The sequence below is a fragment of the Brucella thiophenivorans genome (genome assembly GCF_002252445.1).
GTDB classification, from domain to species: domain Bacteria; phylum Pseudomonadota; class Alphaproteobacteria; order Rhizobiales; family Rhizobiaceae; genus Brucella; species Brucella thiophenivorans.
The window spans coordinates 26,824-43,126 of the sequence record NZ_NNRJ01000054.1 but is presented as its reverse complement, the minus strand read 5'-3'; the positions used below and the strand labels follow the sequence as shown (position 1 = coordinate 43,126).

Sequence of the window (16,303 nt, the reverse complement as noted above, 5' to 3'; positions counted from 1 at the left end):
GCAAATCTATGTACTTGAGTGATTACAGCCGACACGCAGAAAGCGGACAGCGCGCGCGCAGACGTATGCAGTTCCTTGGCGAAACGCCGAAAGGTCATCCGCTATGGACGGCATCGGAAGATGCCATCTGCAAGCAGTATGGTTCAGATTATTCGGCATTGATGAAGAAGCTGCCGCACAGAACTTATCAGGCACTACGCAGTCGTTGTCAAAAGCTGGGAGTGAGGCCAAGACGTCAATTAATGACTGCCGCCGAATTGTCAAAGCTACGGCGACTTGGGCCTACCGCCCCCGTAAACAAACTCTTAGAGGAGTTTCCCACACGCACACTGCCTCAAATCCATGCCTTAAGGAAACATTACAAGATTCCCAGACCAAAACCGCCCCTATTGGCGACAGGTCATCCTGTCTTGGATGTTATTCGCCAGCGTTGCGCAGAGCTTCGATATTCAATGGTGGATCTTGATGAGTTGGCGGGCACCAAGTGTTATTTCAGGAAAGGTGACTGGCATAGGAGCGGCATCAACTACCTTGCTGTCTGCAAAGCAATCATCGCCCTCGATGGTGAAATCTCTGTTAGCTGGAGGTACGAATGAAACCCGACCGCTATTCAATCGCTGCCGAAATCGAACGCCTGATCGATATGCTTGACCAAATGGACGATGACCCTGACGTTGAGCCAGAGCCGCTAGAAGAACAGCACGACGCGGAGGATGATCTGACTTGGAAAAATGGTTGTGCGCCGGACTGGTTCGTTATTGCTGAGCGATCCAGACGAAAGGCTAACGGCAATTAGTTCAGGCTTCACCAGACTATTGACCATCCATTAGGACATGGGTGGTCAACAGCGAAATTAAAGTTTTATCAACTCAAGACGCTAAGCCTTCGGATTAAAATGCAAGCTAATTCCTTTGTGTCGAACACGAAAAGGGCGGCCCGTTTTGACATGCGGGTGCGTAGTACGGAAGACAAGACGATCTAAATCCAACTCCTCCACGCTTATTTCTTCCACGGAATCCGCTACCCGATTCCTCCATTCAGCAAGAATTTTATCCAGACGAGGTGCGTAAGTGTAAACTAGTATTTCTCCGCAGTCTTGCCCCTGCAAGCCGGTCGAGTAACGGGTACTTAGTTGCGACATTCCTTTTTGCAACCAGTTATAGTCTGAATGAATTTTAGCTTCACCAATCCATAAAAAGTCACTTTTAGCCCGCACCACAATATCGCAGTGCCCACCAATTTGCGTATCGTGAGCTGCGTCAAAGGTTAACGATTTCAGTATACCGATAATATCAATCGTTATTTTGTCTTCACCTAGTTTTTGATTGAGATGAGCATTTTCCGCCAGTTGAAGGGCAGCCCAATCAATTCCGTCTTCAATAAGTTTGTGTATTTCTTCGTGCGTATCAGCAAGGCACATTTCGAAAGCTATTCGACCAGGCGTAGTTGAACACATGGTCTTTTCGAGGTCCGTAATCGACAGGCCTAGGTGTGTCATTGCTTTGTTATCTCAGCATGTAGTCTTGCGCTGGCAGAAAATATCGGAAAAATGCGATCAGCAAAGTTAGGGACGTCTTCGCCAGTATCTGGGTGGATAAAAATCCCCGTACGTTTGGCATCATTCAGTTGTTTTAAAGATATCGGATATTCGGAATCGTACTCATCAACAAACATGGCATGAGTATCGAAAAGAGCAAAACTTGAGTTAGTCAAAATATTAACTGCTCCCAGAACTTCCAAATCGATAGAAGGGCGCTCAAGCATATTGGCAAAAGTCGTAAAAGTAATAAATTTCAGCTGATCTATTGGTATTACTTCTACTTTATCCAGTATTTTAACGCAGAGATCCGCTACCGGCAAACCTTGCCAGCGCTCCGCTATCTCCTTTTTAAAACGTTCTAGTGTCATTAAAGCCACTTTTTATTCAATTGTTATATTTTCACTATATAAGTAGTGCTCAATTCGTTCACGTACAAATAAATAATCTTCGAATCCCATACATTTGTGAACAAATGCAGTCGAAAGAACAGGGTTTTCAGAACCGGATGCTCTAGAGTTGCTATTTAGGCTAAGTTCTGGCGTCGAGAATGTTTCGGCATCAATAATGCGACGCCAAACGATACTTATTCTATGTGGCTCAATTTTGGTTTTAAGAGCGTTGCTGCCGCCTTTATGATATGTCTCTTGACGAAGGCACAGCCCTTTACGGCGCATTTTTTCGTGTTTAAGTGATGCGGTACTGGTACCAAAACCGAGTTCCACAACATGCCCCTCATTCGCAGCGAAATACATCCGATCGATAAGTGGAAATAGATTTACCTCCTGGGATAAAGTTTCCTCGCCCATCAGTGCATTAAAGCATTTTATCGTGTTTTTTAGGGCAGCTAGCGTTTGATCTATCTGTGCACCATTTGGGAAGTCTATCCGAATATCGATTAAATCACTATCATTAGGTATCCACACGATATCGAATGCGTGAAAGCGCCGTATCTTGAGCCCGACGATTTCATCAAACTTGCTAAATAGCTGTGCCGCTTCGTTGGGAAAATCTTTTTCATTAAGTGCTTCACGTGAAGTGAGTATACGCGGCGAACAAAAAACAATAGCAGTACCATTTTCGAATGCTTCGATGGCGGTCAGTTGAGCGCCTAAAGGCTGCTTAGAGAGCTCATCCTCACTTAGAACAAAGGGATACGCTGTTTGAAAGCTGTTCTTTTCGACAGAAAGACCTGTAACAGCGCGCCTCAATCGAACTGCGGCCTCTTTGTCCAGTGAAAAGAATGTACTCGCTTTCTCTCCACATAAAATGTGTTCCCGAAGCGCTTCTGTGAGTATATCCGTCTGTTGGCTGTAATCAGCCTTAGTGTCACTTATTTGCTCTAGAGTTCGGTCCCATCCCATCGAGCGATGAACTTCGCATTCAGCCAGAACTTTCTGTGCTACGCTCCACGGCATCCTGTTCTTCATATTGCGAATAATGATTTCGACCGACACGATTGTTAAGCCCCCCCACTAAAACAATTAACTAACCGTAAAGAGCCAACAATCCGGAAAAAATCCAGTCATATTCTTGCCGTAATTGACGACTGACGAATATGAGCGGCTCCATAAATAAAAATCCCAAGATTATTCAAAGGTATACATTTAATCTTCCGATTAAGGATTATCTTAGAAAAGCTTTGATGCTCGCAGATTTTTTCCAGATCAGGGAACTTCGTTGCCTGTCAGAAAAAGATTTCTCCGTAATGATTCGCTTGGTGGACGGCTGAATTTCGTGTTCAACGGGCTTTAACTGCCGACTTTCTTCAACGCCACTCCCGGCCCGTTTGCTACCTGTCCATCTTCGAGAAATTGGACGCCTGCTGCTTCCAGCACTTTTATTACGGTCTCGACGTTTCCGGCAGAGCTTCTCTGAGGGCCTATAGCATCATCTTCCATGCGTCGGATGGTTGTTAACGAGAGGCCGCTGGCTTCTACGAGCGCACCTTGTGACCAATTTAATAGAGCGCGGGCTGCGCGAATTTGTTTGGCGTCCATTGCTTTTCCTCATTTTCTGGTTATGGATAAACATTTTTTGCCTATATGTAAATTTTTATTGTTGACCATGGTAAACAATTAGTGTCTATATATAAACACAAAATGTTTATGGAGGCTAAAATGTTCAACCTGTCAGCAATCATGAATGAAGCATGGGCCACTTATCGCCGGTCGTACAGCAAACGCTCATTCAAGCGGAGCACGTTCAACTGGCTTTTGATGCTGGCGTGGAAGCGCGCCAAGGATGCAGCGTTGCGCATCAGCAATCCGGTACTGGCAAAGGTGGAAGCACTTCGCGAGCAGATTGAACTGCTTTCCTATAAGCCGTGGAGCGTCGACATTCAGAGCCGCCGCCGCGATATGGAAGCAAAGATTTCAAGGCTTTTGGCGGTATAGTATGACGCTTGCAAGTGTCATGATTTTCTAAGTGTCATGAAAAAACATAATAAAATCAATAGGTATGACGCTTATGACACTTATGACGCTTATTTTGAATCCCTCTGAGAGAGTATGCCCGACAAGGGCAAGACCGATCTAACCAATTCTGAAAATCTGGAGAAGTCCAATGACGGAACGCACCATTCCGGCTAACGCCGAAGGCTTGTCTAAAATCGTGCCTGACACCCTGCAAGCAGAAGACCCATGGATGAAGTCGCGTCGTCTTGCGCGAGAGTTGGCCCTTTGTTTGGGTCAGATGGACCCGAACATTGAATACGTCATGATCTGCCCTGCAAGCAAAGCTAAGCCCGAAGGCAGCAGCTTTATCGCATTTGGGCCGTACAACGAGGAAGGAGCGCCAGAATGATAAACCGTCGCTCTTTTCTAAGCGCCGCTCCTTGTGTCGGTGCCGCGCTAGCCTTTGGCTCTATTGCCGCTGTTCCGGTACCTGACCCTATGCTTGAACTGATACAGGCGTACCGAGCGGGAAAGATTGCGTTCAACGATATCCCGGATCACCTGATTCCAACCGTGGAAGATGAAAACAGGGCGATTGATGAAACGTACGGCCCTTATATGGAAGCGATTCTTCGGAATGGCGAAAACACGCCCGAAACAACCAGCATTGCGGGTGTTCGTGAGGCAATCCGTTTAGCCTTGGAAGAAGACACAATAATCGACTGCATGTCTGAAAATGCACTTCGGTCGGCGCTTCGATATTTAGAGACGGTGGACGTACAGCGCACGGAGCTTTCAGTATGAAACTCATCCGCGTTGTTCTGGCGCTTCTCATTCTCAAAGCCGCGAGGCGCGTTGCTTTCGCCTCATTCCCGAAGAATGGAGGCACGAAATGAGCAGCCCAGCCATTCACCGCCTTCGCCGCCTTTTTCTGGAGCAATGGATTGATGAAGCTATCGCGCTTCTCGATCAGATTGATGGAGATGCTGACTTTGAAGACACCGACGAGGATTTCGTAGACGAACGCGAAAACCCGGAAAGGATGCTGGGAGGGCAAGGAGCATGAACCAGCCCGCCAATTCATCAGCCGAGGTTCACGCATTCCCACGCCGTCAAAGCCCGAATGCGTTCGATCAGGCAAAGCAGGAACTCGCCGCGTTCAAGTTCTCGCTATTCGAGACGGTTGCAGCCGATCCGCTATTGCGCGCTGGTCAGTGCCTCAATCTGATTATCGTCTATGCATCCCTTGTCACCATCGACAAGAAGACGCTCCAGGCAACGACCGCTTACGCATCAAACAGTCGTGTCTTTATTCGCGCTGGTCTGCGTTCGCACCACACCGCTGTTAAGGCCCGCAGACTTCTTGAGCAGCACAGCTATCTCATCCCGGTTGGCCGCAGAAATGGCATCACGGTTTATCGCATCGACAACCCGCATCATGAGCGAGTTCAGATGCATATTCAGGAATTGGAAGAACGCCAGCGCGAGATTAAAGCCGATCAGAATGTACGCAATAGGCCGCAATCCAGCATGGCAAGTAATGCCCACCTTGAACCTGCAAGGGTGGCAGAAGTTGCCCACCCTGAAAATGACAAGGACGGCAATATATGCCCACCAAGGATGGCAGAAAGTGCCCATCAAGGTGGGCAGAAAATGCCACCAATTACCTTTAAGGAATACCTTACAGGATTACCTGTAATAAACGGCTATGAAGACAGCGACGGTTCTCCAGTTATGGGTGACGTTGAGGGGGAGCGAAGCGCGCAAATCAAAAGCGCTGTAGCAAGCTCCCCCGACTTCCCGGCAAAGAAAAAAAACGGGTATGCACTCGCGGCAAACGGCGAAGAAGAAAACACGCCATTTTCGGCTCCAGCATCGCAGCAAGAGGCCGATAAATTTTTAGCGACCGTACTCGGCTCAGATTTGAGCAGATTGCATGAGCGCGTGTTGGATGGATGCCGCAAGCGGCTGATGAATGGATTGCTCACCCCGGCGTTTGTTCGGGCGCGTATCGATGCACTGGAAAAACAGCACCCAGCTTTCGGAGGTGCTTCCCATCCTCGTTAAGCTCGTGCCCCGCCACGTTAAAGCGCCGAGCCAATCTATTTTGCGATTATTGTGATTGTGAAGGCCTTGAAACCGATAGATTGGTAACTAAATCGAAACCGTCATTCCAACATTTAACGTTCGATCAAATGGAGGTTTCGATGAGCGACCGTTTGTTTGACAGTCCTGTTTTTGTGAAGGACGGCCCTTACCTTGTTCGAGAAATTGCCAGCATCGGGGATGCTTTAGATTTGCTTTATGAGTGGCCCGAATACGACCGTGGCCTCATTTATGAAACCGCTTGGAAAGCGTGCTGCGATAGCCACGATGGCATCAAACCAGTGGAAGCAGCAGAGAGCGCCATTCGAGGTTTCGCCAAGAAGACCGGAATTCTCGAAGAACCAGAAGTCGCGCTTCCATGGATGAAGGGCAAAAAATCAGGAGGCGGCCTAGTTCAGGCTTGAAGACGCATCATGATTTGGTTTCTAATAATTGAAGCGGCTATTCTTGCAGCACTATCATATGTGTTAGCTTTTATCGGCTGGAAAGAGATCCGGTATTACCTGAACCACCGCCGTAAATTATAACCCGCTGATGAACCGAGCCCCGGCCTAATCGCCGGGGTTTTTGTTTTGGCTTGGTTTTTCGATTGCTCATCCGACCGAACAAGCGTTAGGCTCAAGTCTGTTCGCTTTAAAGGCATTTTAGGAGGGCGGAATATGTCCACAATAACTAGGTTCGCTTTAATTGTCTTGGCTGGCTCATTTTTCATATACCCGGCTACCGCAGCAGTGGATTGCACAGGAGTAGATCAAGCACTAACGAAAGAGCGAAAGACTGAATACGCGAAACTTATCTCTGAAAGCCTCAAAGAAAAGGTCAAACCAGCCAAGGTCGAAGTTGACAGTTTTATGCAGTCGGGTGACTGGACTGTAGTTTATGCCTCAACGCCTGTGGCCGATCCCGGATATTTTTTCTTTGACAATTCCTCTGGCAAGCAGACGTTCAAAGATGTTTGGGGCGGTATGGCTGATGACGGTGACGGGCCTAAGCTGGTGAAATTTGCAGAGGACCTCGGAGCCAACCAGAAAATCGCGGTTTGTTTTTCTAAGGTGGTCATGAGCGATTAATCATTTGCAATAATCTGGAAGCCCCTTCTGCGAGGAGCATTGCCGGAAAGCATACACAGGCAAAGCCGAACGCTTCATGGATCGGAGCCTAAAATAGGCTGTTTTACGGGGAAACCGCAAAACTTCCTGCAATGCACAGTGTCAGCGCCCCGCCGCGGGGCGAGTAAGCATCGTCTGGTTTTCAGATGATGTTGTTATGGATTTCGTTCCTACCTCAAACCGGGATAATCCCGCTTCGGTCAATATGGGAAATTTCCATAATGACGATCAGGACGAAATTTCCGGCAATGAACATGAGGGGAAAGCCATTCATCCAATTTTGGTGAAAAGTCCGATACGTCCAAAACTGGACGCATTAGGGTATGCTCAAAACTGAGCAGACCCTTCTACGGCTAACCGATATTCCTGATCTCCACTCGCCATAGCCGGACGCATACAAATAGTAAGGCACAGCCAATAACCGATGGCAGTGCAATTTGCGGAGGGTGTATTCCCGCAAATCCAGCTAAAGCGGCTCCTGTCGCTCCCCCAATAAAACCAGTCGCCATAATCCCAGAAACCCAAATGCCGATAACTCGTGCCTTATCCATTTACCCGCCCCGTTGATTTAACTGCGCGTCACTAACCCGCGCCAGGTAAACTTTCATTGAAGGTTGTGGTTGACCACCCGCTGCGCGTCTGCCAGCTTGCCTAAACAGGGGGCGACCATGAAGCGATTTATTCCAATCACTCTAAGCATCTGCGCAGTTGCGTTGGTCACGGCATGTACGACAAATGATGCCTCCAAAGGTAGCAGCTCGACACCTATCGCTACAGCTACGCAGGAAAAGGCTGCACCCAAGCTCGTAGACAGCTACACCGCTCATATCAGCGAAAAAGATAAAGTCGATAACAAGGGTGTTAAGCTCACCGATGCAAAAGCAATCTTATTGCAAGACCGCAGGAACTATTACGATTTCAACCTGCGAGATAAGGGCGACACTCCGAGCAAAGTATTCGCCAGCAAGGAAAATAGGTGGGGCGAAGGCAAGCCAATTTCCGAAATGAAATGGGAACCTGTTTCTTCGAGGCACCCTGAAAAGGGTTATCAATGGAAGATGCGGCAGGGGGTTGAATATGAAATCATCGAGGGCAATCCTGATCTGACAATCCAAATCTACAATGATGGCAACATTCACGTTGATCAAATGCAGCCGTATTAGCCGTTGCGGACGCAGATAAGGCCGTGATGTAAATTGGTAATCATGAGCGCCGGACGCACGAGAGACGCTGGCCGGACGCATCGCTCAAATCTGAGGCGTCTAACATTCCCCAGTGGGGAAATCCGGTCAAACCCAGCCATGCCACAAGCGCATGGTCCAGCATGGAATTTAATGTTCAGAGTTCAGCGGCTTTCGCGCCGCTTTTTGATAGCCGATAATTACCTCGCCCAACCCGAATGAATAGAACTTTTTCATCGAGTTGATTGCTATCACAGTTCGACGCGAGGAAACTAAAGTGATCAGTATAACGCCAGCCGGAAATTACTCGTCGTATATCCTTAGCCGTGAATGGCTCAATAAGGGTCCCATCGACGTGTACGGCAGTACGAATTAGCTCATAGGCCTTCTTCGCCGAAATTTTCATAATGCGATGGTATATATAACCAGCAAATTAGCAACCTAACATTCGTTAGGGTTATTGGTCTCGCTCACGCGGGCCTTTTTCTTTTTCTGCAACCAAAACGGATTTTATGGGTTCATCTGCCAGCCGGGATGCACCCCGCGTTCGGTATTACTCCAAGTGGGGTCAACGCCGTGGTAGGTGTCATATGCTCGCTTGAAAATCGCCACGATCAATACAACGCCGCATATGATCAAGATTGGAGTCAAGAACTTCCTAGGCGGCAGCATGTGAGGCATTCCACATCTCCAGTAATGCAAGATTTACTAGCAAGCTTGCATTTGGGGAGGTGAATATATGTTTAATATATCGAATTCGATTAGAATGATTGTACTAACGCGCCTGTCACGATTGCCCAAGTTAGGTAGATGCCAGCCACTGCCGATGAGATGTAGATTGATCTTTTTAGCAACGTATCCATCCGGGGCGTTTAGACAGGCTGTCTTTAAACTGCAATAAAAAAATAAATGAACACACAGTTCATCACCGCTTCGTTCGGAGTTTTGTCATTCTGGGAGAGGCAATCACGAGATGCTTTCAGCATGCAGAATAAGACGAGCTATTTGATAAGGTTCTTCAACGCCGCTGTCGTAGATTTTATAAACCATCTTCGCGATTTTCAGGGTTTCTACTTCTGTTGGCGATGACACTCCGAGCAAAATACACGTTTCAAGATACGCTCGTTGTAAGGCCCGCATCTGCGCTGGCTTATATGTTCCAACAAATTGGTCCGTACGGAATGGCAAAGCAGTATTTCCTGAATCTCAATTATCGTATCGCTCTCTCATTAAGCAATAGGGCTAAATAGTGGCGCTCGATTTAAAACAAGGGGCGAAAACAACCGCCAAGCTTCTCGTTCTCTCTGCGTTTATCCTCGTTGCCTCATGCGCATTGCAGACGGTGATAGTTTGCGCACCATTTGCAGCGGCGTTGATTTTCCCAATCGCTCAACAGTTTTCAAATGGCTTTCATCTCAGCCGGAGTTTTCCGACCAATACGCGCACGCGCGCGAGGCTTCACCGATTAATCTGCCATCACTACGCGAGAGAAACACCGATTTAAGTCCGGTCATCACGCGAGCAAAAGCGGGCACAGGTCTCTCCAAATCAGGATAGGCTGCTAGTGGAGAGGTTTGCGACCGAGCGTCTATTTCAAGGATAATATCAAACTGCTCAAGCCACCCCATGTTACCGAAACACCGATAGCTAAAAGCAAGAATGCGGTTAATCTCGTCAAAACCGCCGTTCCTGCTGGTCCGACTTTCTTAAAGATTGCGTCTGAGTACCTGTAGCAAATCGCAACGCATATGAAGACCAGAACGATTCCGCAGACCGCTCCGGCATAGGATGAGACCTCGTTCTGTAGGCCGCCTTCCATTTTGCTGGATAGTGTGAGGATTATTGCAATAGTACCGGCCCCGGCTGTGATGGGCATAGTCAACGGGAAGAATGCTATATCTGCTGACTTGTCGCGACCTGTAGGCGTTTCTGCTACACCCGCTGGCGGAGCAGGATCTGCTACCAACATGCGCCAAGCCGTAAAGAAAACGAATATGCCTCCTGCTACCTGTATATCGGCAAGAGCGACACCAAAGAACTGAAGGACGCTCGGACCGATGAACAACGTTATGATGAGCAGGATAGCGCCGTAGCAGGCCACCCTATAGGCAAGCTTGTGACGTTCCTCTTTGGGCTGGCGACTGGTTTGAGCCAAAAAGACAGGGGCCATACCAATCGGGTTGACCATTGAGAACACCGACATGAAGGTAAACGTCAGAGTGTGAATGAAAGTCCATTCCATACGTAGCGCCCCTGAGACAAATTCTATCCATGCCTAACATCATCACTAAATTACTGCGTTTTAGTGAATATACAGCTCGCGGTAGATCAGTGGTTATGAATTGTCTCACCGTTTCAGAAAGGTCGAGGCGTATCAAGCACAGTTGACGGACCAATACGCGCGCACGCGCACGCGAGGGCTTTCGGTCATGTGGCGGATTGGCTTTGAAAACAATCAGAGGGAATCAAAACGTGCCGGATGGAAAGGTGAGAATGAAAGGTCTTAGGGGACTTTTGGGAGCAGTACGCGCACGCGCGCGAGGGAAATCATTTCGGATGCGGAATTATGTGCAGCATCGGAGGCGGTTAACCGAATGCACAAGGGTGGATTTTAAGGGGGGTAGAAGTCTCCTTAATTAATCTAAGTATATGAATTTGAAGTAAAATTTATTTATATATGGTGCCGCTTAGCAGACTCGAACTGCTGACCCCATCATTACGAATGATGTGCTCTACCAACTGAGCTAAAGCGGCCCGGAACAAAAGTTCCTAACTCCGTAAGGAGTGTCGATTTTTTTAAATCGAACGTTGGGCTGATAACGAAAAGGCGGATGGAAAGCAAGGTCCAAAACGCACATTTTTGATGTTTGTTTCAGACATCGCCTACAATATCAAACAAGGGTCTTTAACAGTTTGCGCAGACGCGTTCGCGTGCCGCAGCATATTCGGTTGCGAGGCGGTCGACGAGTTGCGCTGCAGGCGTAATCTCTTTCACCGCACCAATTCCTTGTCCGCAGCCCCATATGTCCTTCCAGGCTTTTGCCCCTTCCTGCTGTGCTTTGTCGAAGTCCATTTTGGATGGATCGGCTACCGGTAGATTATCAGGGTCGAGGCCGGAATTGGCGATCGATGGTTTCAGATAATTGCCGGATATGCCGGTAAAATAGTTGGAATAGACGATGTCGGATGCGTTTGAGTCCACAATAGATTGTTTGTAAGCGTCGCACGCACGGGCTTCTGTGGTCGCGATAAAGGGTGAGCCGATATAAGCAAGGTCTGCGCCCATGGCTTGTGCTGCCAAAATTGCACCGCCATTGGCGATTGCGCCCGAAAGCAGCAGCGGTCCGTCAAACCATTCTCGGATTTCCTGAATGAGTGCAAAAGGAGACAGTGCACCTGCGTGGCCGCCAGCACCTGCTGCCACAGCGATAAGGCCGTCAGCACCCTTGCGAATGGCGGAATTGGCGTGGCGATTGTTGATGACATCGTGCAGCACGATGCCGCCATACGAATGGATTGCCGCGTTTACATCAGGTACAGCTCCCAGCGAAGAAATGACGATTGGCACCTTATATTTTACACATAGACCGAGGTCATGTTCGAGCCGCTTGTTGGAGCGGTGAACAATCTGGTTGACTGCAAATGGGGCCGCAGGGCGTTCGGGATTTGCGGCATCATAAGCGGCGAGATTTTCGGTAATCTCTGCCAACCAATCATCAAGCTGTGCTTCAGGGCGTGCATTGAGCGCCGGAAATGAACCGACAATGCCTGCCTTGCATTGCGCCAGCACCAAAGCCGGATTTGAAATGATAAACAGTGGCGCTCCGACCACGGGAATGCGCAGCCTGTTTTGCAAAATATCCGGCAATGCCATTTCATCCTCCAAAAAGTTGACGTTTGCGTAAACGTAATATTTCTAACACGGCTTTCGCCAACCACAACATGAAAAATTGAGTGGTAAAATGGCTGTTATTGGGCGTGAAATGTTGGTTGTTCCACCATAGGTGAGGGGAAAATGCGCCTTAAAGTTAATGTTTGGTATCTTTAACAGTTGTCACGGGTAGCCAAAATGGGTTCAGAACAGGTAAATGCCTTGATTCAGACGTTAATTTCGCTGAGGCTCATTTAATATACTGTGTCTGAAAGACTCAGTTAGCGTATGCAATCTCCTGAATACGGGAATCGAGGAAGAACGGCCCTTTGGAAAGTATCGAGCGCGCAATCAGAAATGCATTCGCAAAGTCGGATGCGCATAATCCGGCTACCCGTCAGCGTATTTACGAGGCGGCATGGGGGGCGCATGAGCGCGCGTTGACGTCCAATGCGGCACTGAGTGAAGAGCAGAAGCAGCAGCGACGCCAGAAGATCAAAGATGCTATTTCGGAAATAGAGGCCGAGTTTAAATCTGGTCGGCCGACAAGCGCTCAGCACGAGCCGTCGCTGGGTGTGCCGCATTCTTCTGATCCTGTTCTGGGCGGAAATGATTTCGAAGCTGGGCCCGCACTTGATACCGCAGATATTCGTTCGACTTCGAAAAAGGACAAACGCGCTGCGGCCGATCTTGGTTATGAGGCAGGTGTAGCGCGCAAGGATCGCAAAAAGAAGCGTAGCTCGCCGCTTATAAGCGTTGGCATTCCGGTACTGGTCATCATTGTTCTTGGGCTTATTGGATTTTCGCTTTATAATAGCTTTGCGGATTTCACGCGCGGAAGTGGTTCTAGTCCGCTGTTGACTGACAATCGCATGGCTCCGATCAAAGAAGGTGAGGATCCGGATGGACGCACCTGGATCAATATTTTTACCCCTGAAGATGCGACACGCATGTCAGTTCAAGGTGGGGCTACGGCAGATATTATGCGTGAGGGTACGAACAGCTTCGTGCGGGTTCAGTCGAAGAGTGCAAGTGACACTGTCACGTTTGATGTTGGCGAAGGTGTGCTCAATCAACTAGCAGGCAAGAAGGCGACGTTTGATATTGTTGGGCGTAGCGGTGACGGCCAAACCACTCAAATGTCGATCAATTGTGATTTTGCAGGCTTGGGCGATTGTGGACGCAGACGTTATGACGTTCGCGATTCACTGAATAATTTCCTGTTCGATCAGGAGTTTCAGACTGGTCAGTCCGCTGGTCGTGGCGGAAAGATCACGATCAATTCTGATTTGAGCGGTACCGGCAAGGTCGTTGATATTTTTGCAATTCGCGTAACCACTGCGGGTGAATAACTAAGCGAGAGCGTATCCCGAAAAGTGTGAAACGGTTTTCGTAATAGATGCGCGTCAACATAAATGTTTAGATCGCCGCTCTAAAAGTTTTTCGAGCGTTTCGAGACGATCCGCTTCGCGCGGTGGCTTGTCCCAGCGTAATCGCGAGAAACGCGGAAAGCGCATGGCAACACCTGACTTGTGACGGGTTGAACTGTTGAGGCCTTCAAAAGCAACCTCGACTACAAGCCCATGATCCGGTTCGGCGCGAACAGAGCGTACCGGGCCAAAGCGCTCAATCGTATTATCACGCACGAATTTGTCGAGGAGTTTTAACTCCTCATCGGTAAAACCAAAATAAGCTTTGCCCACCGGCACCAGAACAGGTTTGTCTTCTGGCCCCGTCCACACGGCAAAGGTGAAGTCCGAATAGTAGCTCGAACGCTTGCCATGCCCACGCTGGGCATAGACCACCACGGCATCAACAGTGAAAGGATCGCGTTTCCATTTGAACCACGGCCCCTTCGGGCGACCGGGAACATAGGCGCTGTCGTGGCGCTTGAGCATGATGCCTTCGATAACCGGGTGAGGCGGGTTAAGACGAAGCTTGGCCAGTTCATCAAAGTTGGAAAATTCCAGCACCGGCGAAAGATCAAATCGGCGCTTGTCGAGCTTCTGGATGAAATTGACAAGCCGCGCCCTGCGCTCTGCAAATGGGATCGCGCGTAGATCTGTGCCTGTCAGCCGCGTGCCGTCTTGCATAAGATCATAGGCACGAATGAATGCCGGAAATTCCTGCAATTGCTTTGCTGTCACGGTCTTGCGGTTGAGCCGCTGTTGCAGATCGGAAAATGTCGCGGTTTCAATACCTGTTTCGCCATGATGGCCGACAAGCAATTCACCATCAATAGCGCCTTCGAAATCCATGGCCTCCAGCACATCGGGAAACGTGCTGGAAATATCGTCGCCTGTGCGTGAATAAAGTCGTCTGACGCCGTTTTCCGAGACAGCCTGAACACGGATACCATCCCATTTCCATTCGGCACTATAGGCGGATGGATCAAGCGCGGGAATTTCGGCCTCGTCAAGTGCCGTTGCCAGCATGACTGGCCGGAAAGGCGCATCGGCAGCTGCCGCAGGTTTCGCTTCTCGGCCTTCCAGCCATGCGAAAAGTTCGGTGAACGGCGGTGCCTGTCCGTGCCAGAGTTCCTCGATCTCCACCACATCGACATTGCCGTAATCAGCCAGTGCCTGTTTTGCAAGACGCGCTGAAACGCCGATACGCAGACCGCCGGTGACTAGTTTTAGGAGAGCATAGCGTTCAGAGATACCAAGCAGATCGAGCCATCCAGCAATCAATAACGGACCTTCGCGACGCGAGGCATTTTGCAATTCGTGCACCACCACGCTTAACGGCAGATTGTCACCTGCGCGAGTTTCGTTCGGTCCCGGCCAGATTAGCGAAATGGTTTCGGCCAGATCGCCGACATAATCATAGGAATAGGCGAAAAGCGTGGGATCGCTGCGCTCAGCAATCAATGCGCGCAGCATAGCAGGTTTTACACTCTGCAATTCCAGATCACGTGTGATTGCTGCAAGTGCCAGACCGCGATCAGGATCAGGCGTGGTGCGAAAATAATCGACCAGCAGGCGCAGCTTGCCATTGCGTTGCGGTGTAAGCACGAGACGGTCGAGGAGTTCAGCGAAAGCTTGCATTAATCACCCTCATCTTCATAGCCAATGAGATGCAGAGGCCGCGCCGGAATATCCTGCAATTCGCACCATCGAACCAAGGCTTCTTCGCGCCCATGCGTAACCCAAACTTCGGCGGGTTTTATTTCGGTGATGGTGGCGATTAATTCGTCCCAATCACAATGATCGGAAATGATGAGAGGCAGTTCCACGCCACGTTGCTTTGCACGCTGGCGAATGCGCATCCAGCCGGAGGCAAAAGCAGGCAGAGGATCGGGAAAGCGCCGCGCCCAACGATCAGCCAGAGCGGAAGGCGGGCCGACCACGATTTTTCCGGCAAAGTCGGGATTGGCTGCGCCGCGTTCCAGTGTTGCCGGCTCCAATTGACCAAGATCGATGCCTTGCGATTGATAATAATCGCAGAGTTTCTGAAGACTGCCGTGAATATATATAGGCTCGCTATAACCTGCATCGCGGATAAGCTTTATAACGCGTTGGGCTTTGCCGAGCGAATAAGCCCCTACAAGATGCGCACGTTCGGGAAATTGCAACAGTGATTTCAGCAATGTTGCAATTTCATGCGAGGCTTCGGGATGGCGAAAAACGGGAAGCGCAAAGGTTGCTTCCGTGATGAAGACGTCACAGGCAATTGGCTCAAAAGGCGCACAGGTTGGGTCTGACGCGCGTTTGTAATCGCCGGAGGCGACAATGCGTGCACCATTTTTTTCAACGATGATTTGCGCCGAACCTAGCACATGACCTGCCGGGTGAAAGCTAATTCTGACGCCGTTTATAGTTAGGGCTTTGCCGAAATCTGCAGGTTGTGAACTGCCCGCAAAATTTGCGCCATAGCGAATAGCCATGATCTCTAGTGTTTGTTGGGTCGCCAGCACATGATCGTGTCCCGCACGTGCATGATCGGAATGACCATGGGTTATGAGCGCACGATCAACTGGCCGCACCGGATCAATATAGAAATCTCCAGGCGGGCAATAAAGACCATTGGGTGTTGAACGCAGAAGTTCGTTGAAGCGCATGAAGTCTTAAATAGGTCAGAGACTTGCAGACGGAAAGAGCCTG

The 16,303-nt window shown here is 49.3% G+C and carries 22 protein-coding genes, 1 tRNA gene and 1 pseudogene; 14 read left to right on the top strand and 10 right to left on the bottom strand.

The features are described 5' to 3' along the window. The first annotated feature begins 8 nt into the window (after nucleotides 1-8). On the top strand, nucleotides 9-596 hold the full coding sequence (locus CEV31_RS17670; protein ID WP_094509029.1) for an SANT/Myb domain-containing protein: 588 nt from the start codon (nucleotides 9-11) through the stop codon (nucleotides 594-596). Continuing rightward, entirely contained in the window at nucleotides 593-796 is a 204-nt protein-coding gene (locus CEV31_RS17665; RefSeq protein WP_094509027.1) for a hypothetical protein, read from the top strand. The genes CEV31_RS17670 and CEV31_RS17665 overlap by 4 nt, the downstream gene beginning before the upstream one ends. An 81-nt stretch (nucleotides 797-877) precedes the next feature. Here CEV31_RS17665 and CEV31_RS17660 read toward each other — a convergent pair whose 3' ends face one another. The 4 genes from CEV31_RS17660 to CEV31_RS17645 all read right to left on the bottom strand — a co-directional run bounded on the left by CEV31_RS17660 (nucleotide 878) and on the right by CEV31_RS17645 (nucleotide 3,537). After that, the gene (locus CEV31_RS17660) at nucleotides 878-1,456 is read right to left on the bottom strand and encodes a hypothetical protein (RefSeq protein ID WP_143850979.1); all 579 of its coding nucleotides are present in this window, start codon (nucleotides 1,454-1,456) and stop codon (nucleotides 878-880) included. 38 nt (nucleotides 1,457-1,494) lie between these two features. Then, nucleotides 1,495-1,908, bottom strand: a complete 414-nt coding sequence (locus CEV31_RS17655) for a hypothetical protein (RefSeq protein ID WP_094509023.1) — start codon at nucleotides 1,906-1,908, stop codon at nucleotides 1,495-1,497. Nucleotides 1,909-1,920: 12 nt separating this feature from the next. Then, the gene (locus tag CEV31_RS17650) at nucleotides 1,921-2,994 is read right to left on the bottom strand and encodes a hypothetical protein (protein ID WP_143850978.1); all 1,074 of its coding nucleotides are present in this window, start codon (nucleotides 2,992-2,994) and stop codon (nucleotides 1,921-1,923) included. A 294-nt stretch (nucleotides 2,995-3,288) separates the two neighbouring features. After that, nucleotides 3,289-3,537, bottom strand: a complete 249-nt coding sequence (locus CEV31_RS17645) for a helix-turn-helix domain-containing protein (protein WP_094509018.1) — start codon at nucleotides 3,535-3,537, stop codon at nucleotides 3,289-3,291. A 120-nt stretch (nucleotides 3,538-3,657) separates the two neighbouring features. On the opposite strand from CEV31_RS17645, the gene CEV31_RS17640 reads away from it, so the two are divergent. From CEV31_RS17640 to CEV31_RS17605, 10 genes and pseudogenes are all read left to right on the top strand, one after another. Next, nucleotides 3,658-3,933 (top strand): hypothetical protein, encoded by a 276-nt coding sequence (locus CEV31_RS17640; RefSeq protein ID WP_143850977.1) that lies wholly within the window; start codon nucleotides 3,658-3,660, stop codon nucleotides 3,931-3,933. A gap of 169 nt (nucleotides 3,934-4,102) precedes the next feature. Further along, entirely contained in the window at nucleotides 4,103-4,342 is a 240-nt protein-coding gene (locus CEV31_RS17635) for a hypothetical protein (protein WP_094509014.1), read from the top strand. Further along, entirely contained in the window at nucleotides 4,339-4,737 is a 399-nt protein-coding gene (locus tag CEV31_RS17630) for a twin-arginine translocation signal domain-containing protein (RefSeq protein WP_094509012.1), read from the top strand. The genes CEV31_RS17635 and CEV31_RS17630 overlap by 4 nt, the downstream gene beginning before the upstream one ends. 88 nt (nucleotides 4,738-4,825) lie before the next feature. After that, the gene (locus tag CEV31_RS21160; protein ID WP_169717389.1) at nucleotides 4,826-4,999 is read left to right on the top strand and encodes a hypothetical protein; all 174 of its coding nucleotides are present in this window, start codon (nucleotides 4,826-4,828) and stop codon (nucleotides 4,997-4,999) included. Then, a pseudogene (locus CEV31_RS17625) lies at nucleotides 4,996-5,632 on the top strand (hypothetical protein). The gene CEV31_RS21160 and the pseudogene CEV31_RS17625 overlap by 4 nt, the downstream one beginning before the upstream one ends. Beyond that, nucleotides 5,587-6,000 carry a hypothetical protein gene (locus tag CEV31_RS17620; protein WP_094509010.1) on the top strand — a complete coding sequence of 138 codons (414 nt, stop codon included), beginning with the start codon at nucleotides 5,587-5,589 and terminating at the stop codon, nucleotides 5,998-6,000. Before CEV31_RS17625 ends, CEV31_RS17620 begins: the two are co-directional and overlap by 46 nt. 140 nt (nucleotides 6,001-6,140) lie before the next feature. Then, nucleotides 6,141-6,443, top strand: coding sequence for a DUF982 domain-containing protein (locus CEV31_RS17615; RefSeq protein ID WP_094509079.1), 303 nt, complete (start codon nucleotides 6,141-6,143; stop codon nucleotides 6,441-6,443). A gap of 255 nt (nucleotides 6,444-6,698) precedes the next feature. Then, nucleotides 6,699-7,109: a hypothetical protein gene (locus tag CEV31_RS17610; protein ID WP_094509008.1), complete on the top strand. Its 411-nt coding sequence runs from the start codon at nucleotides 6,699-6,701 to the stop codon at nucleotides 7,107-7,109. A 196-nt stretch (nucleotides 7,110-7,305) separates the two neighbouring features. Further along, nucleotides 7,306-7,485, top strand: a complete 180-nt coding sequence (locus tag CEV31_RS20995; RefSeq protein ID WP_143850976.1) for a hypothetical protein — start codon at nucleotides 7,306-7,308, stop codon at nucleotides 7,483-7,485. 331 nt (nucleotides 7,486-7,816) lie between these two features. Then, nucleotides 7,817-8,311: a hypothetical protein gene (locus tag CEV31_RS17605; RefSeq protein WP_094509005.1), complete on the top strand. Its 495-nt coding sequence runs from the start codon at nucleotides 7,817-7,819 to the stop codon at nucleotides 8,309-8,311. 984 nt (nucleotides 8,312-9,295) lie between these two features. Here CEV31_RS17605 and CEV31_RS20990 read toward each other — a convergent pair. After that, nucleotides 9,296-9,517: a hypothetical protein gene (locus tag CEV31_RS20990; RefSeq protein WP_143850975.1), complete on the bottom strand. Its 222-nt coding sequence runs from the start codon at nucleotides 9,515-9,517 to the stop codon at nucleotides 9,296-9,298. Between the two features lie 138 nt (nucleotides 9,518-9,655). Between CEV31_RS20990 and CEV31_RS21580 the strand changes: the two genes are divergently transcribed. Beyond that, complete coding sequence (locus CEV31_RS21580) at nucleotides 9,656-9,886, top strand: terminase small subunit-like protein (protein ID WP_094509001.1); 231 nt, start codon at nucleotides 9,656-9,658, stop codon at nucleotides 9,884-9,886. Between the two features lie 31 nt (nucleotides 9,887-9,917). Here CEV31_RS21580 and CEV31_RS17590 read toward each other — a convergent pair whose 3' ends face one another. From CEV31_RS17590 to CEV31_RS17580, 3 genes are all read right to left on the bottom strand, one after another. Further along, nucleotides 9,918-10,571 carry a MarC family protein gene (locus CEV31_RS17590; protein ID WP_094508999.1) on the bottom strand — a complete coding sequence of 218 codons (654 nt, stop codon included), beginning with the start codon at nucleotides 10,569-10,571 and terminating at the stop codon, nucleotides 9,918-9,920. Between the two features lie 436 nt (nucleotides 10,572-11,007). Next, nucleotides 11,008-11,083 (bottom strand) — tRNA-Thr (locus tag CEV31_RS17585). A 151-nt stretch (nucleotides 11,084-11,234) separates the two neighbouring features. Beyond that, on the bottom strand, nucleotides 11,235-12,203 hold the full coding sequence (locus tag CEV31_RS17580; protein ID WP_094508997.1) for an NAD(P)H-dependent flavin oxidoreductase: 969 nt from the start codon (nucleotides 12,201-12,203) through the stop codon (nucleotides 11,235-11,237). 326 nt (nucleotides 12,204-12,529) lie between these two features. Here CEV31_RS17580 and CEV31_RS17575 point away from each other — a divergent pair, with 326 nt between their 5' ends. Beyond that, entirely contained in the window at nucleotides 12,530-13,552 is a 1,023-nt protein-coding gene (locus tag CEV31_RS17575) for a hypothetical protein (protein ID WP_094508995.1), read from the top strand. Between the two features lie 54 nt (nucleotides 13,553-13,606). Here CEV31_RS17575 and CEV31_RS17570 read toward each other — a convergent pair whose 3' ends face one another. Further along, complete coding sequence (locus tag CEV31_RS17570) at nucleotides 13,607-15,247, bottom strand: cisplatin damage response ATP-dependent DNA ligase (protein ID WP_094508993.1); 1,641 nt, start codon at nucleotides 15,245-15,247, stop codon at nucleotides 13,607-13,609. Next, nucleotides 15,247-16,260, bottom strand: a complete 1,014-nt coding sequence (locus CEV31_RS17565) for a ligase-associated DNA damage response exonuclease (protein ID WP_094508991.1) — start codon at nucleotides 16,258-16,260, stop codon at nucleotides 15,247-15,249. The genes CEV31_RS17570 and CEV31_RS17565 overlap by 1 nt, the downstream gene beginning before the upstream one ends. Nucleotides 16,261-16,303 lie beyond the last annotated feature (43 nt).

What these genes read in the sequence shown, in the direction of transcription:
- CEV31_RS17670 (WP_094509029.1), top strand. Translation starts at nt 9, where the DNA reads ATGTACTTGAGTGATTACAGCCGACACGCAGAAAGCGGACAGCGCGCG.
- CEV31_RS17665 (WP_094509027.1), top strand. Translation starts at nt 593, where the DNA reads ATGAAACCCGACCGCTATTCAATCGCTGCCGAAATCGAACGCCTGATC.
- CEV31_RS17660 (WP_143850979.1), bottom strand. Translation starts at nt 1,456, where the DNA reads ATGTGTTCAACTACGCCTGGTCGAATAGCTTTCGAAATGTGCCTTGCT.
- CEV31_RS17655 (WP_094509023.1), bottom strand. Translation starts at nt 1,908, where the DNA reads ATGACACTAGAACGTTTTAAAAAGGAGATAGCGGAGCGCTGGCAAGGT.
- CEV31_RS17645 (WP_094509018.1), bottom strand. Translation starts at nt 3,537, where the DNA reads ATGGACGCCAAACAAATTCGCGCAGCCCGCGCTCTATTAAATTGGTCA.
- CEV31_RS17640 (WP_143850977.1), top strand. Translation starts at nt 3,658, where the DNA reads ATGTTCAACCTGTCAGCAATCATGAATGAAGCATGGGCCACTTATCGC.
- CEV31_RS17635 (WP_094509014.1), top strand. Translation starts at nt 4,103, where the DNA reads ATGACGGAACGCACCATTCCGGCTAACGCCGAAGGCTTGTCTAAAATC.
- CEV31_RS17630 (WP_094509012.1), top strand. Translation starts at nt 4,339, where the DNA reads ATGATAAACCGTCGCTCTTTTCTAAGCGCCGCTCCTTGTGTCGGTGCC.
- CEV31_RS21160 (WP_169717389.1), top strand. Translation starts at nt 4,826, where the DNA reads ATGAGCAGCCCAGCCATTCACCGCCTTCGCCGCCTTTTTCTGGAGCAA.
- CEV31_RS17620 (WP_094509010.1), top strand. Translation starts at nt 5,587, where the DNA reads ATGCCACCAATTACCTTTAAGGAATACCTTACAGGATTACCTGTAATA.
- CEV31_RS17615 (WP_094509079.1), top strand. Translation starts at nt 6,141, where the DNA reads ATGAGCGACCGTTTGTTTGACAGTCCTGTTTTTGTGAAGGACGGCCCT.
- CEV31_RS17610 (WP_094509008.1), top strand. Translation starts at nt 6,699, where the DNA reads ATGTCCACAATAACTAGGTTCGCTTTAATTGTCTTGGCTGGCTCATTT.
- CEV31_RS20995 (WP_143850976.1), top strand. Translation starts at nt 7,306, where the DNA reads ATGGATTTCGTTCCTACCTCAAACCGGGATAATCCCGCTTCGGTCAAT.
- CEV31_RS17605 (WP_094509005.1), top strand. Translation starts at nt 7,817, where the DNA reads ATGAAGCGATTTATTCCAATCACTCTAAGCATCTGCGCAGTTGCGTTG.
- CEV31_RS21580 (WP_094509001.1), top strand. Translation starts at nt 9,656, where the DNA reads ATGCGCATTGCAGACGGTGATAGTTTGCGCACCATTTGCAGCGGCGTT.
- CEV31_RS17590 (WP_094508999.1), bottom strand. Translation starts at nt 10,571, where the DNA reads ATGGAATGGACTTTCATTCACACTCTGACGTTTACCTTCATGTCGGTG.
- CEV31_RS17580 (WP_094508997.1), bottom strand. Translation starts at nt 12,203, where the DNA reads ATGGCATTGCCGGATATTTTGCAAAACAGGCTGCGCATTCCCGTGGTC.
- CEV31_RS17570 (WP_094508993.1), bottom strand. Translation starts at nt 15,247, where the DNA reads ATGCAAGCTTTCGCTGAACTCCTCGACCGTCTCGTGCTTACACCGCAA.
- CEV31_RS17565 (WP_094508991.1), bottom strand. Translation starts at nt 16,260, where the DNA reads ATGCGCTTCAACGAACTTCTGCGTTCAACACCCAATGGTCTTTATTGC.